Below are 14,878 nucleotides of genomic sequence, written 5' to 3'. Positions count from 1 at the left end.
CACCATTTCCATTCCATATTTCTATACTAAAGCTTTATCCTACCGCATTCCGTCCCATTCATCCAGGAATTCCGAAATAAACTCCCGCATATATTTTTCTCTGTGCTTTGCTATCTTTTTTGCTGTGAAGGTGTTCATTCTATCTCCGATTGAAAATAATTTCTCATAAAAATGGTTAATTGTAGTTGAAACATGATTATAGTACTCTTCTCCGTTCATATTCAGAACAGGGCTAATATCGGGGTCATGAATTACTCGGTTATGATTTCCTCCGTATGAGAAAGCCCGCGCGATTCCGATTGCACCTATGGCATCAAGCCGGTCCGCATCTTGAACACACTTACCTTCTATCGTTTCAGGTACAACAGAATCCGATCCCCGGAATGAAATTTCACTGATAATATTACATATCTCTTCTATTAATTCTTCATCAGCATTATGCGCTCTCAAAAAGGTCACTGCCTTATTTTTATGTGTGTATGTTTCTGGTGATAACTTTCTATCATCTACATCATGTAATAAAGCTGCCAATTGAACAACCAGCAGATCTGCGTTTTCCTGAACCGCTATATCGGTTGCCATTTTGTAAACTCTGAGCGTATGAAAATAATCATGACCGCTATAATCGTTTTCAAATATCTGTTTCACAAATTCAATCGCAGCATTGATAATCCCTGTATCCATAGGCCTCCTTTCCATTCAAAACCCAACAACACAAAAAAGCACCGTCCCCGCGGAAATCGCATTGCCCGCAAAAACAGTACTTTCCAGTGCGCCTTCAGGGCCCGAACCCTGGACGCCCTGATTAAGAGTCATGGAATTGACCAAAACCGCGCTGGGATGCTTTTGCTTAAACTTTGTACATATTAGTCAATGTTTATCAATGCGCATCATCCCTAATCATTAGGATAATGCCTCTTACGATACCACTGTGTATTCATAACTATTTTTATACATATATTCTGGTGCACAATCAATATCGCCATTCATCCAGGTAACGACCCCGTATTCTACAACAACATTTTTAAAAACCTTTTCATCCTTCAATGGTTCAAAGACTTTTCCTTTTAATACCCTTGCATCGAATAACCGGGTTTCCCCTGTTGAAAAAGTAATCAGCATCATCATATCATCAAGCGGTTTCACAGACGATATGCGTATTGATTCTCCCGGCTCTCCGCAATAAATTCTTTTAATATGTCATCCATTTACAGTCACCCCTTCCTCTGATACATTCCTGTAATACGGAAGATACTTTACCCACTTAGTAAAATGATCTTCATTTTCTATAACAGGAGAGAAGCGAATACCATAGTCCATTTCCATATCGAATGATAAATCAGCTACAGCAGATGTGATTCTTCTAATTTCATCCTCCGAATAATCCGTCAATACCATTATATCAATATCAGAAAATTCATTAAAATCCCCTCTTGCATAGGAACCGTATAAAATCACTTTCTTTAAATGTCCAGTAAATATCTTCCTAAGTTTTCCGGCGTATATTTTTAATAAATCAGAAATTTCCATGGTAAATCTAACCTCCTCTCCAGACTCTACTACTATGCCTTTTTATAAATTATACCATACCTTTTCATTTACTAACAGTATAATTTCTCACCCGAAATTATCTCTGAACATGCAGAAATACACAAAAGGTTGTCACCTTAGATTAAGACATTCCTTTCCATTTTCCACCAAGCCTCATCCAATAACTTTTCCAGGAAAGCTTGATTCTTTTTAGACTCTTCTCCTTGCTTTTTCCTATATCTTTCCAGAACAGGCTTAAATCTGTCACCCGGGCGTAATATCCCTTCACAAATATTTTTGAGTATACTATCCACCGCATAACCTCCTTTAGAATTAATCCGATAACCTTATGACTGTTCATAACGGCATCACAATCATAATATAAATTTCATTTCCCTTAAAAAAACAAAATAGCCGCCAGTATTTCACAGCCAGCTAATGGTCATACTCTTACTTTTTATTTCCCTCTCGCCGAGTTTCGCGCCCAAACTTCCGCGATCCGTCACGTCCTCTCTACTTTCCGCCCAGGACAGTTACAATTTCCAAAAGTCCGCAAACCCTTGCAAACGCACAAAAAAAGCACCGTCCCCACGGCAATCATGTTGTCCGCAAAAACAGTACTTTCAATGCGCCTTCAGGGGCTCGAACCCTGGACACCCTGATTAAGAGTCAGGTGCTCTACCAACTGAGCTAAAGGCGCTTAGCGTTATCTTTTGTTTTCATTTCCTTAACGCAAAAGCTATTATATATCATGGATTATATAAAAGTCAAGAGAAATTTTATATTTTTTTCATTTTTCTTCATTTTTTTCTTCTTTGTCTTTTGGAACCATTTTATCGAGCAGCTTTGACACTTCGCCCGTGGATTTGCGGATGCGCATAAGCTGGTTGTCCAGTTCTCTGTGGTCGTAACTGAATTGGGTCATTTTTCGTTTCAGGCTGTTATTTCTTTTCATAGGGCAGTCTCCCCGGAGGCACGGCCTCCGGCACCAGATTTTTATTCTATCCTATGCAGCACCACAAGCCTTTGCGCCTGCTGCCTGAAATGTTTTTCCAGGCCGGCATCTGCCGGACAACTCCGGATAAGCCCTGCCCCTGGCTATATTTTAGCGCCTGATTACCATTTTGCAGATAGGATTTCCCATAGAGGAAAATTTCTCCTCATACTCCGTCATCACATTCCCCTGCATCATTTCCTCATTATTATGCAGGTCAAAAGTATGTGCCACCAAAGTCCATCCTGCCTCGGGTACTTCCTCCAGCGAAAACTCAAACAGATCCCTATTGTCTGTTTTAAACTCCACAACGCCGTTCTTTTCCAGGATCTTGTCGTAACGCACTAGAAATTCCCGCGATGTAAGTCTCCTCTTGGCATGGCGAGCCTTCGGCCACGGATCGGAAAAATTCAGATAAATCTTACCAACCTCTTCCTGTTCAAACACCTCCGGCAATAGCCTGGCATCCATACGCATAAAAACCAGATTGGGCAGTCCTTGTCCCTCCCGTTCCAGCTCCTCCATCTTTTGCAGTGCGCGCAGAAGAACACTGTCATACATCTCAATCCCCACATAATTAATATCCGGATGAATGCGCGCCATATCCATAAGGAAACGTCCCTTTCCCATACCCACTTCTATATGAAGAGGCTGCCTCTTTGGAAAAAGCGAAGCCCAGCACCCTTTCTTTGACTCCGGCTCCTGAATTACATAAGGACTGTCTATGATCGCATCCTTTGCCCCAGGAATATTTCTCAGTCTCATAATATCCTCCATATCGCTTTCAGCCGCAGCACACAGCCGTCAACTTTTGCTGCGGTTTTTTATATAATATAACACTATACCTGTTTTGACGTTTTCCTGCAACTGAATCTTTCTATACGAATCCTGAAAATAACAGAAATTTTCCACGTTATAGCCCCTTCCAATTTCTATATTCATACAAAAAATATATGACATTCATATCAAATATACGTTTTACATTTTATGTACAGGTGATTATACTTCCCTTTAAAAAATATTCCGTTGTCCGGACACCATTTAGCAGGTTATCTGAACAACGATCATAACTTCTTAAAAAGGAGGTTACTAATGGAACAGATTATCAGCAAGCTATCAGAAATCGAGACATCAGCAAGGGTTATCATGGAGGATACTGACAGGCAAAAAAAGGCTCTCTCTGAGGAAATGGAAAAACAATGCAAAGAGTTTGACGCTGCCCTGGCAGAAGAAACAGACCGGAAGATCGGAGAAATCCGACGCAATCTGGAAAGCGAAAAAAATGACCTGCTCTCATCCCTGAGTAAAGAAACAGAGGCTTCGATCCAGGCTCTCGATTCCTATTACGAAAAAAATCACCAACGCCTTTCCAAAGAAATTTTTGAAAAAATATTGGAATAAGGTTCAACTACACAACGGAAAGGAAGTGATTCGAAATGGGAAGTGTTCTCTCTTACAGCGGGATCTCTGCAAAAATACGAGCCATGCAGAGCCGCCTTATTACAGAAGAGCAGCTTCAGGAGATCGTCCGGCTGCCAAATGTTCCACAGGTTGCAGCCTACCTGAAAAAAACTCCCGAATACTCTCAGGCATGGTCATCCCTTGATGAGAATAACCTGCACAGAGGGGAAATCGAGAAGCTTCTGAAAAGCTCTGTGTTTGGGAATTTTTCCCGCATTTATCACTTTGCTGATCAGGAGCAGCGCAAATTTCTGGAGCTGTATTCCAAGCGATATGAAATCCGGGTTCTCAAAGCCATCATGACAAACCTTTTTGATCATCGTGACACGGACCCTGTTGATGTCAGCCCTTATCAGGATTTTTTCCTGCATCATTCCAGGCTGGATCTCAGTCGGCTGACTGCTGCAGGAAATATGGATGAATTCATGAATGCCCTGAAAGGCAATGAATTCTATGTTCCGCTTTCCAGAGCTCATGAACGGGGCGGAGGGCTTCTTTTTGATTATGGAACAGCGCTGGATCTGTATTATTTTACACAGATCTGGAATGTGCGAAAGAAGCTTTTCAAGGGCAATGACCTGGATGAGATCACCAAGGCGTACGGCGAGAAATTCGACATGCTGAATTTGCAGTTTATCCAGCGCTCCAAATTCTATTACCGCATGGAACCGGCTGCCATATACAACCAGCTAATACCTATGAACTATAAAATAAAAAAGGAAGAAATTACAGCCCTTGCGGAAGCTTCCTCTCACGAAGAGTTCAGGCAGATTTTTGACCGTACCTATTACGGACAAAAATACGAGCAGCTTACCGCAGCTACCCTGGAGGAGTTCTATCGTTGTATCCTCCGGGATATTCTGGAGAAGGAAGCCCGAAACGACCCTTACTCCGTGGCTGTTCTCTATTCCTATCTTTATCATAAAGAACATGAAGTAAACCGCCTGACTATCGCCCTGGAATGTGTGCGCTACGGAGTAAACCCAGAGGCAGCAATGCGGTATATTCGCAACAATTAACACCCGGAGGTAACAACGTGATTGAAAAAATGAAATTTGTGAGCATTACCGGGCCAAAAGCGGATATCGACAGAGTGGTAAACACTTACCTTTGCCGATATGAGATTCATTTGGAAAATGCCCTTTCCGAGCTGACCACTGTCAAAAATCTCTCACCGTATTTGGAAATCAATCCTTACAGAGACGCCCTAAACACCATAAGCGGCTACTATGAGGAGATTGAAGAACCGGCACAGGTTCCCAGGAAAAGCCTTACCATTGAAAAGGCGCTTTCCCTTGTCCGGCTGATCGACAAAGAAGCCAGACAGATTGCAGAGGAATACAAAAATCTGGAAGAGCGTCAGGCTTCCCTGGAGGAGTCCATGCGCATTATACGCCCCTTTAAAAGCGTGGATTATGACCTTTCCTCTATCCTGAAAATGCGCTGCATCCATTACCGCTTCGGACGCATTGAAAAAGAATACTTCGAGAATTTCAAAAAATATATTTACGAAAATCTCGATACGATTTTTATCAAATGCGACGAGGATGAGCGGTATATATGGGGTATCTATTTCGTACCCCGGCATGAAGCGGAAAAGATCCATGCCGTCTATGCAGCCATGCACTTTGAAAAAATATACGTCCCCGACCAGTATGATGGAACAGGGCAGGAAGCTTACGCCAAACTGGAAGAACAGTTTCAGCAAAATGCCAAACGTCTTCAGGACAACAGAAAATCCTGGAAAAAATTTTTGACGGAAAATGCAGGAAATATCGTTTCCGCACGAACCACCCTTTCCCAGTTTTCCAGAAATTTTGATGTTCGAAGGCTTGCCGCCTGTACGCAAGGGCCGAACAATCAGACGGGAGAAATCATGAAGGACAGCTCGATTTCCGGAAAAGAAACCTTTTACATTCTATGCGGATGGATGACAGAGAAGGATGCGGCGTCCTTTCAGGAAGATATCTCCAATGATTCCCGCATCTTCTGCCTTGTGGAAGAAAACACGGAGGATATCAAAAAGCAGCCGCCAACCAAACTGAAAAATCCAAAGCTGTTCAAGCCATTTGAAATGTATACCAAAATGTACGGTCTTCCCGCTTACGGCGAGATGGACCCCACATGGTTCGTGGCGATCACGTATTCCTTTATCTTCGGCGCCATGTTCGGAGATGTAGGGCAGGGATTGGTACTGTTTCTGGGCGGTCTGCTGCTGTATAAGTTCAAACACCTGGATCTGGCAGGGATCATAAGCTGTGCCGGTATCTTTTCCACCTTCTTCGGTTTCATGTTCGGCAGCTTCTTCGGCTTTGAGGATATCCTGAAGCCCATTTGGCTCCGGCCTATGAATGCCATGATGAATGTGCCCTTTGTAGGAAAACTGAATACGGTATTTATCGTAGCGATCGGATTTGGAATGGGAATCATTCTTATATGTATGCTTTTCAACATTGTCAATTCCCTGAGATCCAAGGATATCGAAAAAACCTGGTTCGACACCAACTCTGTTGCGGGACTTGTATTTTACGGCTCCGCCGTACTGGTCATCGCACTGTTCGTATCAGGCAAAAAGCTTCCTGGAACCGCAGTTCTCTGCATCATGTTCCTCCTGCCCCTCCTTGTGATGTTCTTAAAGGAGCCTCTCACAAATCTGGCAGAAAAGAAGCCCAGGCTTGTGGACGGCGGCATCGGAATGTTTATTGTCCAGGGTCTTTTCGAAATGTTTGAAGTGATTTTGAGCTATTTTTCCAACACCTTATCCTTTGTCCGTATCGGAGCATTTGCAGTCAGCCACGCAGCCATGATGCAGGTCGTTCTCATGCTGGCAGGTGCGGAGAACGGAAGCCCTAACTGGATCGTCATTGTCCTCGGCAACCTGTTCGTCTGCTGCCTGGAGGGACTGATCGTAGGCATTCAGGTGCTTCGTCTGGAATATTATGAGATTTTCAGCCGTTTCTATAAAGGAAGCGGAAGAAAATTCGAGCCTTTTCGCTCCACTGCGGACTGAAGTTAAAAAGTTAAAAACCGTAAAAAATTTTTATAAGAGGAGGTCATTATTATGACAGTCATGACACAAATTGTATTAGCAGCAGCCCTGGTATTCAGTATCGTTCTTCCCTTCGGATATTATCTCATTGGGGAAAAAAGCAGAGGCCGTTACAAAACAGCCATTGGAGTCAACGCATTCTTCTTTTTCGGAACCATGTTGATCGCCGTAGCAGTCATGTTTGCCGGAAGCGCTTCTGTACAGGCAGCTACAGGCACAGCAGACGGAGGTCTTGCTACAGGGCTTGGCTATATTGCCGCAGCTCTTGTTACCGGACTTTCCTGTATCGGCGGCGGTATTGCCGTAGCCAGTGCGGCAAGCGCAGCTCTTGGAGCCATCAGTGAGGATCAGAGCATCCTTGGTAAATCTCTGATCTTCGTAGGTCTGGCCGAAGGTGTTGCCCTTTACGGTCTGATCATCTCCTTCATGATCATAGGTAAACTGTAATATGCAAATGTTTTTGATAAGCGACAATATCGATACTTACACAGGGATGCGACTGGCCGGTGTGGAAGGCGTTGTCGTCCATGAACCCGACGAACTGAGGGAAGCTCTGGAAAAAGCCATTTCCAACAAGGATATCGGAATCATTCTTCTGACCGAAAAATTCGGGAGACAGTTTCCCCGGATCGTGGACGATGTAAAATTGAACCATAAAACGCCCCTTATCATCGAAATCCCTGACAGGCACGGTACTGGCCGAAAACCGGATTTCATCACATCATACGTAAACGAGGCAATAGGACTGAAACTATAGCCGCTGGAGGTAGATCATATGACAATTGAAGAAAAACTTCAGCATTTCTATGATACTTCTGTGGAAGAAGCCAGAAACCAGGCTTCCAAGGAGCTTGAAGCCCACCAGAACAAACTCAATGAAATGCTTTCTGAACATAAAAAAGCCAGAACACAGGATGCACAGGCGGAGATCAATGCAGAAACAGAAAATGCAAAGCGCGAGGTCAACAAAGCGCTTTCTGCCCGGCAGCTTACACTGAAACGAAGCTGGAATGCAAAACAAAATGAGCTGAAGGATAAGCTTTTTGCTGAGGTGAAGGATCATCTGGATAAATTTATGAGCACACCGGAGTATGAAAGCTATCTTTGCCGTAAAGTCCAGGAAGCCGCAGCCTTTGCCGGAGAGGATGAAATTTTTATCTACCTTTCCCCCGAAGATTCCGCCCATCAGCACTCTGTAACCGCAAAAACCGGATTGCCCGTACAGATATCCGCAGAGCCTTTCTTTGGAGGGATCAAGGCGGCTATTCCAGACAAAAACATTCTGATCGACAATTCCTTTATGGGAGCTTATCAGAGACTGCACAAAGAATTCAAATTTGACGGAGGTCTGTGTCATGAATAAAACAGGTATTATCTACGGCATCAACGGACCTGTCATTTCTCTGAAAGGCGACCCGGGCTTCAAGATTTCCGAGATGGTCTATGTGGGCTCTGAAAAACTGGTAGGCGAGGTCATCGGCCTGAAAAAAGGCATGACCACGATCCAGGTATTTGAGGAAACCACAGGCTTAAAGCCGGGCGACACCGTAACAGGAACAGGCGATGCCATTTCCGTTCTTCTTGGACCCGGCATCATCCACAACATTTTTGACGGTATCCAGCGTCCCCTGGATGAAATTGCAAAATCCTCCGGAAAATATATTTCCAGAGGTGTCAGCGTAGATTCCCTGGACACGCAGAAAAAATGGCAGGTACATGTCACCGTAAAAGAGGGAGATACGGTTTTGGCAGGAACGATCATCGCAGAAACACAGGAAACTGCCTCCATCCTTCACAAATCCATGGTTCCTCCCTCCATCCCCGAGGCAACGGTTATCAAAGCGGTTCCCGACGGTTCCTATACCGTCCTTGATCCAATCATTACAGTACGTCTGGCTGACGGCAGCGAACAGGATATCGCCCTGGCCCAGAAATGGCCGATCCGTATTCCCAGACCCACCTACAAACGTTTTCCGGCATGTGTCCCTCTTGTAACCGGACAGCGTATCCTGGATACGCTTTTCCCGATCGCAAAGGGCGGCACTGCAGCCATCCCAGGCGGTTTCGGTACCGGAAAAACCATGACCCAGCACTCCATTGCAAAATGGTCCAATGCCGACATTATCATTTATATCGGCTGCGGAGAACGAGGCAATGAAATGACACAGGTTCTGGAGGATTTCGGCAAGCTGATCGACCCCAGATCAGGCAACCCTCTGATGGACAGAACCACCCTGATCGCCAATACCTCCAACATGCCTGTGGCAGCGCGTGAGGCATCTATTTATACAGGTGTTACCCTGGCAGAATATTACCGGGATATGGGCTATGATGTGGCGATCATGGCGGATTCCACCTCCCGTTGGGCTGAGGCCCTGCGTGAGCTGTCCGGACGCCTGGAAGAAATGCCTGCAGAGGAAGGCTTCCCTGCATATCTGGCATCCAAGCTTTCCGCCTTTTACGAGAGAGCCGGAATGATGCAGAATTTAAACGGAACAGAAGGCTCTGTCACCATTATCGGTGCCGTTTCTCCCCAGGGCGGCGATTTTTCCGAGCCTGTTACCCAGAATACAAAGCGTTTCGTGCGCTGCTTCTGGGGACTTGATAAATCCCTGGCTTACGCGCGGCACTTCCCGGCAATCCACTGGCTCACCAGCTACAGCGAATATCTGGAGGATTTAAGCCCCTGGTACCGTGACAACGTTTCACCGAAGTTTATTTCCTGCAGAAACCAGCTTATGGCGATCCTGAACCAGGAAAGCTCGCTTATGGAAATTGTAAAGCTGATCGGAAGCGATGTTCTTCCCGATGACCAGAAGCTGACTCTGGAAATCGCAAGAGTCATCCGTCTTGGCTTTTTACAGCAGAATGCCTTCCATCCAGACGACACCTGCGTTCCTATGGAAAAGCAGCTTTTGATGATGGAGACCATCCTCTACCTGTACGAAAAGTCCCGCGCCCTGATAAACCGCGGAATGCCTGTTTCCGTACTGAAGGAGGATAATATCTTTGAGAAGGTCATTTCCATTAAATATGATGTTCCTAATAATAAGCCGGAGCTGTTTGACCAGTACCGACAGGACATTGACCGTTTCTATAACAATGTGTTAGAGAAGAACGGCTGACAGAAAGGAGGATAAAAATGGCAATTGAATACTTAGGCTTAAGTGAAATAAACGGCCCCCTTGTTGTCCTGGAAGGTGTAAAAAATGCCGCCTATGAGGAGATTGTAAATTTCCGTATGGATGACGGAACAGAAAAAATCGGCCGTATCATTGAAATTTATGAAGATAAGGCAGTGATTCAGGTTTTTGAGGGTACAGACGGCATGTCCCTGGGAAATACCCACACACGCCTCACCGGACACCCCATGGAAATCGGGCTTTCCACGGAAATCCTCGGGCGTACCTTTAACGGCATCGGTCAGCCTATTGACGGGCTTGGAGATATTACCCCCGAGGTAAGCCTGAATATCAACGGACTTCCCCTGAACCCAGTCACCCGTGAGTATCCCAGAAACTATATCAACACCGGAATTTCCGCGATCGACGGACTTACTACCCTGATCCGCGGCCAGAAGCTTCCTATTTTCTCAGGAAACGGTCTTCCCCATGATAAGCTGGCCGCACAGATCGTCCGTCAGGCTTCCCTTGGGGGGGATTCTGATGAGAACTTTGCAATTGTGTTCGCCGCTATGGGCGTCAAATACGATGTAGCGGAATTTTTCCGCAGAACCTTTGAGGAAAGCGGCGCCTCTGATCATGTGGTCATGTTTTTGAACCTGGCAAATGATCCTACCGTAGAGCGTCTTTTGACTCCTAAGATCGCTCTTACCGCAGCGGAATACCTGGCATTTGAAAAAGGGATGCACATTCTGGTCATTTTAACTGATATTACCTCTTTCTGCGAGGCTATGCGTGAGGTTTCCTCCTCCAAGGGCGAAATTCCTTCCAGAAAGGGCTATCCGGGATACCTGTACAGCGAACTGGCAACCCTGTATGAGCGCGCCGGAATCGTCCGGGACGGCTCCGGTTCCGTTACACAGATCCCTATTCTGACAATGCCCAATGATGATATCACACACCCCATCCCCGATTTGACCGGATATATCACAGAAGGACAGATTGTATTGGAGCGGCAGCTCCACGGGCAGGGCGTTTATCCGCCTATCAACGTTCTGCCGTCTCTTTCCCGTCTGATGAAGGATGGTATTGGAGAGGGCTTTACCAGGGAAGACCATCAGGATGTTGCAAACCAGCTTTTTTCCTGCTACGCAAAAGTGGGAGATGCCAGGGCTCTGGCTTCCGTTATCGGTGAAGATGAGCTTTCTCCGCTGGATAAAAAGTATCTGGAATTCGGCAAAGCCTTTGAGGAGGAATTTGTAGGACAGACGGACAGCGAAAACCGAAGCATTACGGAAACCCTGGATAAAGGCTGGGAGCTCCTGGGAATGCTGCCGAAGGATGAGCTTGACCGTGTTGATACGAAGATACTTGATAAGTATTACCGTGAGACAGAACGATAAGGATTTTTAACAGGGAGGTGATCTTATGGATCCCAATACATTTCCCACCAAAGGGAATTTAATCCTTGCCAAAAACTCTCTGGCTCTTTCCCGTCAGGGATATGAACTGATGGATAAGAAACGGAATATTCTGATCCGGGAAATGATGAATCTTGTGGAGCAAGCCAAAGATATCCAGGCACAGATCGACGAAACCTTCCGGGCTGCTTATTCAGCGCTCCAGACAGCCAATATGGAAATGGGGATCGCCTTTGTACAGCAGATTTCTCATACAGTACCTATTGAGAATTCTATACGGATCAAGACGCGAAGTGTTATGGGAACGGAAATCCCTCTGGTGGAATATGAGAAAAGCGCCGGCAATCCCACTTATGCTTATTATGATACGAAAATGTCACTGGATGAGGCGAAAGCAGCGTTTGAAAGGGTGAAGGAGCTTTCCATAAGGCTTTCCATGGTGGAAAATTCCGCTATAAGGCTTGCAAGCAATATTAAAAAGACGCAGAAAAGAGCAAATGCCCTGAAGAATATTACGATTCCCAAGTTTGAGGCGCTTACTAAGGATATTTCAAATGCGCTTGAAGAGAAGGAACGTGAAGAGTTTACACGGTTGAAGGTTATTAAGAGGATGAAGCAAAGTTGATGCGAGGGGGCAATCTCAAAGTTGCGAAGGCCGAATGCACCCGGGAGCGTGTTTGAAAATTGCTTTCTGCAAGATGTGCTTCACAATTTGTGGGAGATTTGTCCCAAATGAGGGAGGCGTAGCGGGCTACGCTGACCGAATGCGGGGCAAATATACCGCAAAGTGGGAAGTGCAGATTGCAGGAATGAATTTTCAAACACGCTCCTGGCTCCCCCTGTTGGCCCCGCCTGCCTGCCGAGGGGGGGTGATTTGGTTTTATGTATTTTGATGTGGAAAAAAAGGTGTCAGCGTGGGTAAACGCTGACACCTTTTTATGGAAGTAACTTATGGACATGATTTATGGAAATAACAATTCGTGTTTGTCGATGTTGATTACCGCTCTGCCTTCTGCGGAGAAGGTGATCTGATCGGCAGTCTGGGGAGTGTAAATGGTGAAGCTGGCGGTCTGGATTCCATCGTTGATGAAGATTTCAAGACTGAATCTGTCCATCAGCAGGCGGAGCTTTAAGTCTTTGCCCTCCTGCTCCAGAAGGATATCCCTGCTATGTACAATGTCGTAGGAATAACCGCAGGCGCTTCTGTCTACCAGAAGTCTTCTCTTCTCCGGGTCATAGATGATGGAGGTTTCATACTCCTCATTCTTTGCCACCTTCATAGAGAATTTTCTGCACTCTTCTTCCGGGTGGATCCGGACGGTCATATCCAGAACTCTGCCGCTTATTCCATCCAGACTCATCTCATTTGATACAGACACATTCTCGTACCCTACGCTCTCGCCCCGGTACTTCTCCAGTTCGCGCACCGGCTCCTGGATCATTCTGCCGTTCCGCAAAGACAGTTCTCTCGGTACGGTAAGCTGTCCGAAATATTTCACGCCGTCAGGGACGAATTTACTGTTTGTCCAAGCCTGCATCCAGCCGATCATAATGCGTCTTCCGTCTGGCGCCAGCATAGTCTGGGGGGCATAAAAATCAATCCCCCTGTCAATCGGCTGTACATCCTCCCGGACAAACTCATGGGTAGAGCGGTCATAGCTTCCCACCATATAGATCGTACCGTGTCCTACGTGGAATTTATCTCCCTCAGGCATCATCCCCATCGGGCTGACCATGAGCACTTGCTTTCCGTCAAGCGGGAAATAGTCAGGGCATTCCCACATTTTTCCCAGCTTGCCTTTGCTTTCGTCTATTACATTACAATAGTTCCAATGAAATCCGTCCTCACTGCTGTACAGTAAAACTCTGCCGTTTCCCTCTGCATCCTCATTGACCACTACCGCATAGAAAACGCCGTCCTCCTGCCAGATCTTGGGATCCCGGAAATCTACTTTGCTTCCGCCATCCGGAATATCTTTTCCTGCGATAACCGGATTTTCGGCATATTTTTCATAATTCATTCCATCGCCGATGGCAATACACTGCGTCTGAAAACGCCGTTCACTTCCATCCTGAGCCCTTACCAGCTCTACACCTGTATACATCAGCAGATGCCGGCCGTCCTCAAGCTCCAGCGCACTGCCGGAAAAGCAGCCGTCGTTGTCATAGCTTTCATCCGGCGCCATTATGATCGGAAGACGCTCCCAGGTAATAAGGTCCTTACTTCTTACATGGCCCCAATGCATGGGACCCCATTCGTTCGAATACGGATGGTACTGATAAAACAAATGGTAATCTCCTTTGTAGAAGGAAAAACCGTTTGGATCATTAATCCATCCCACACCGCCAGTCAAATGATAGCATGGGCGCTCTGCGGGACTGATCAGCTTCATATGCTCTTCCTCAAACCTGCAGGCTCTCTGCAGCATTTCACTGTTCATATCACAATCACCCCTTAATTCCAGATGATGCAATACCTTCTACATAGTATTTCTGCATGAAGACGAACATTATGATCATCGGGATCGCAGAAACAACCAGCGCTGCCATAATGGCACTGTAATGAACGGGCTGTGTACCGAAGAAGGACTGCACTGCAAGCTGGATAGTACGTTTGTCCTCACCGGTCATAACCAGGAATGGCCACATAAAGTCGTTCCAGTGAGATACGAAGTCAAGAATAAATACAGTCGCATATACGGTTTTGGAAATCGGCATAACAATCTTGAAAAAGGTTCCCACCGGCGTACAGCCGTCGATGGATGCCGCTTCTATCAGGTCATCCGGAATATCGTAGAAGAACTGACGGAACATGTATATGGAAAAACATTTTGCCACAAACGGGATAACCAGTGCAGCTAATGTGTTTACCCAGCCAAGCTGGGACATTTCAATGTACAGAGGCAGCATGATCGCTTCCATAGGAAGTACCATCAGAGCAACAACCAGATTCAGGATCGCTCCTTTTCCGCGGAACTCAAATTTCGCCAGGGCATAACCGCACATGGAGTTTACCAGCAGATCCAATACCAGGATCAGCGCAATATACACCAATGTGTTTTTAAATACCTGCGGCAGGTTCAATCTGGAAAATACCTCGGCATAGTTAGCCAGTGAAGCCTGTACCGGCAGAAATGTTGTTATGGAATTCATGTTGGCAAATATCTTTGCCTCCGGCTTCAGAGAAGCAGAAATCATCCAGATCAGCGGGGATACAAAGATAATGCCGATGACTATATTTCCAAAATAAAACATGAATTTTGAAAGTCCCGCTGAGAATTTCATTGATTTTTTCATAATC

General features: G+C 45.8%; 19 protein-coding genes and 1 tRNA gene. 10 read left to right on the top strand and 10 right to left on the bottom strand.

What is annotated here, in order from left to right:
• Positions 1–39: 39 nt before the first annotated feature.
• The 7 genes from ACESZH_RS03940 to trmB all read right to left on the bottom strand — a co-directional run bounded on the left by ACESZH_RS03940 (position 40) and on the right by trmB (position 3,289).
• Complete coding sequence (locus tag ACESZH_RS03940) at positions 40–684, bottom strand: HD domain-containing protein (RefSeq protein ID WP_373212257.1); 645 nt, start codon at positions 682–684, stop codon at positions 40–42.
• 234 nt (positions 685–918) lie between these two features.
• Complete coding sequence (locus ACESZH_RS03935) at positions 919–1,146, bottom strand: DUF2442 domain-containing protein (protein WP_373212261.1); 228 nt, start codon at positions 1,144–1,146, stop codon at positions 919–921.
• A gap of 54 nt (positions 1,147–1,200) precedes the next feature.
• A complete protein-coding gene (locus tag ACESZH_RS03930) occupies positions 1,201–1,530 on the bottom strand; it encodes a nucleotidyltransferase domain-containing protein (RefSeq protein ID WP_373212264.1) in 330 nt (109 codons plus the stop codon).
• A gap of 142 nt (positions 1,531–1,672) precedes the next feature.
• Positions 1,673–1,891, bottom strand: coding sequence for a hypothetical protein (locus ACESZH_RS03925; RefSeq protein ID WP_373212267.1), 219 nt, complete (start codon positions 1,889–1,891; stop codon positions 1,673–1,675).
• Positions 1,892–2,157: 266 nt separating this feature from the next.
• Positions 2,158–2,230: transfer RNA gene (locus tag ACESZH_RS03920), tRNA-Lys, on the bottom strand.
• A 90-nt stretch (positions 2,231–2,320) separates the two neighbouring features.
• The gene (locus ACESZH_RS03915) at positions 2,321–2,485 is read right to left on the bottom strand and encodes a hypothetical protein (protein ID WP_373212269.1); all 165 of its coding nucleotides are present in this window, start codon (positions 2,483–2,485) and stop codon (positions 2,321–2,323) included.
• Between the two features lie 150 nt (positions 2,486–2,635).
• On the bottom strand, positions 2,636–3,289 hold the full coding sequence (trmB, locus tag ACESZH_RS03910) for a tRNA (guanosine(46)-N7)-methyltransferase TrmB (RefSeq protein ID WP_373212272.1): 654 nt from the start codon (positions 3,287–3,289) through the stop codon (positions 2,636–2,638).
• Positions 3,290–3,616: 327 nt separating this feature from the next.
• On the opposite strand from trmB, the gene ACESZH_RS03905 reads away from it, so the two are divergent.
• From ACESZH_RS03905 to ACESZH_RS03865, 9 genes are read left to right on the top strand one after another with little or no spacing between them, the layout of a single operon-like run.
• On the top strand, positions 3,617–3,925 hold the full coding sequence (locus tag ACESZH_RS03905; protein WP_373212275.1) for a hypothetical protein: 309 nt from the start codon (positions 3,617–3,619) through the stop codon (positions 3,923–3,925).
• Between the two features lie 35 nt (positions 3,926–3,960).
• A complete protein-coding gene (locus ACESZH_RS03900; protein ID WP_373212278.1) occupies positions 3,961–5,004 on the top strand; it encodes a V-type ATPase subunit in 1,044 nt (347 codons plus the stop codon).
• 17 nt (positions 5,005–5,021) lie between these two features.
• Positions 5,022–6,995 carry a V-type ATP synthase subunit I gene (locus ACESZH_RS03895; RefSeq protein WP_373212280.1) on the top strand — a complete coding sequence of 658 codons (1,974 nt, stop codon included), beginning with the start codon at positions 5,022–5,024 and terminating at the stop codon, positions 6,993–6,995.
• A 51-nt stretch (positions 6,996–7,046) separates the two neighbouring features.
• Positions 7,047–7,481, top strand: coding sequence for an ATP synthase subunit C (locus ACESZH_RS03890; protein ID WP_373212282.1), 435 nt, complete (start codon positions 7,047–7,049; stop codon positions 7,479–7,481).
• A gap of 1 nt (position 7,482) precedes the next feature.
• Positions 7,483–7,791 carry a V-type ATP synthase subunit F gene (locus tag ACESZH_RS03885; protein WP_373212284.1) on the top strand — a complete coding sequence of 103 codons (309 nt, stop codon included), beginning with the start codon at positions 7,483–7,485 and terminating at the stop codon, positions 7,789–7,791.
• 18 nt (positions 7,792–7,809) lie between these two features.
• Positions 7,810–8,397 carry a V-type ATP synthase subunit E gene (locus tag ACESZH_RS03880; RefSeq protein ID WP_373212285.1) on the top strand — a complete coding sequence of 196 codons (588 nt, stop codon included), beginning with the start codon at positions 7,810–7,812 and terminating at the stop codon, positions 8,395–8,397.
• Positions 8,390–10,159, top strand: a complete 1,770-nt coding sequence (locus ACESZH_RS03875) for a V-type ATP synthase subunit A (RefSeq protein ID WP_373212286.1) — start codon at positions 8,390–8,392, stop codon at positions 10,157–10,159. The genes ACESZH_RS03880 and ACESZH_RS03875 overlap by 8 nt, the downstream gene beginning before the upstream one ends.
• A gap of 17 nt (positions 10,160–10,176) precedes the next feature.
• Positions 10,177–11,559 (top strand): V-type ATP synthase subunit B, encoded by a 1,383-nt coding sequence (locus ACESZH_RS03870; RefSeq protein ID WP_373212287.1) that lies wholly within the window; start codon positions 10,177–10,179, stop codon positions 11,557–11,559.
• A gap of 25 nt (positions 11,560–11,584) precedes the next feature.
• Positions 11,585–12,202, top strand: coding sequence for a V-type ATP synthase subunit D (locus ACESZH_RS03865; protein ID WP_373212290.1), 618 nt, complete (start codon positions 11,585–11,587; stop codon positions 12,200–12,202).
• On the opposite strand, the gene ACESZH_RS03860 is transcribed toward ACESZH_RS03865, so the two are convergent.
• Complete coding sequence (locus ACESZH_RS03860) at positions 12,180–12,356, bottom strand: DUF6783 domain-containing protein (protein WP_373212807.1); 177 nt, start codon at positions 12,354–12,356, stop codon at positions 12,180–12,182. The genes ACESZH_RS03865 and ACESZH_RS03860 overlap by 23 nt on opposite strands.
• On the opposite strand from ACESZH_RS03860, the gene ACESZH_RS03855 reads away from it, so the two are divergent.
• Positions 12,276–12,470: a DUF6783 domain-containing protein gene (locus tag ACESZH_RS03855; RefSeq protein ID WP_373212809.1), complete on the top strand. Its 195-nt coding sequence runs from the start codon at positions 12,276–12,278 to the stop codon at positions 12,468–12,470. The two genes, ACESZH_RS03860 and ACESZH_RS03855, sit on opposite strands and share 81 nt — an antisense overlap.
• Before the next feature lie 69 nt (positions 12,471–12,539).
• Here the strand turns inward: ACESZH_RS03855 and ACESZH_RS03850 are convergent, their stop codons facing one another.
• On the bottom strand, positions 12,540–14,018 hold the full coding sequence (locus ACESZH_RS03850) for a glycoside hydrolase family 32 protein (RefSeq protein WP_373212292.1): 1,479 nt from the start codon (positions 14,016–14,018) through the stop codon (positions 12,540–12,542).
• Positions 14,019–14,025: 7 nt separating this feature from the next.
• Positions 14,026–14,874, bottom strand: coding sequence for a carbohydrate ABC transporter permease (locus tag ACESZH_RS03845; protein WP_373212295.1), 849 nt, complete (start codon positions 14,872–14,874; stop codon positions 14,026–14,028).
• Positions 14,875–14,878: the final 4 nt, after the last annotated feature.

The organism is Ruminococcus sp. 5_1_39BFAA (assembly GCF_964240875.1).
Taxonomy (GTDB): Bacteria; Bacillota; Clostridia; order Lachnospirales; family Lachnospiraceae; genus Blautia_A.
This window is presented reverse-complemented; position numbering and strand designations above follow the sequence as displayed.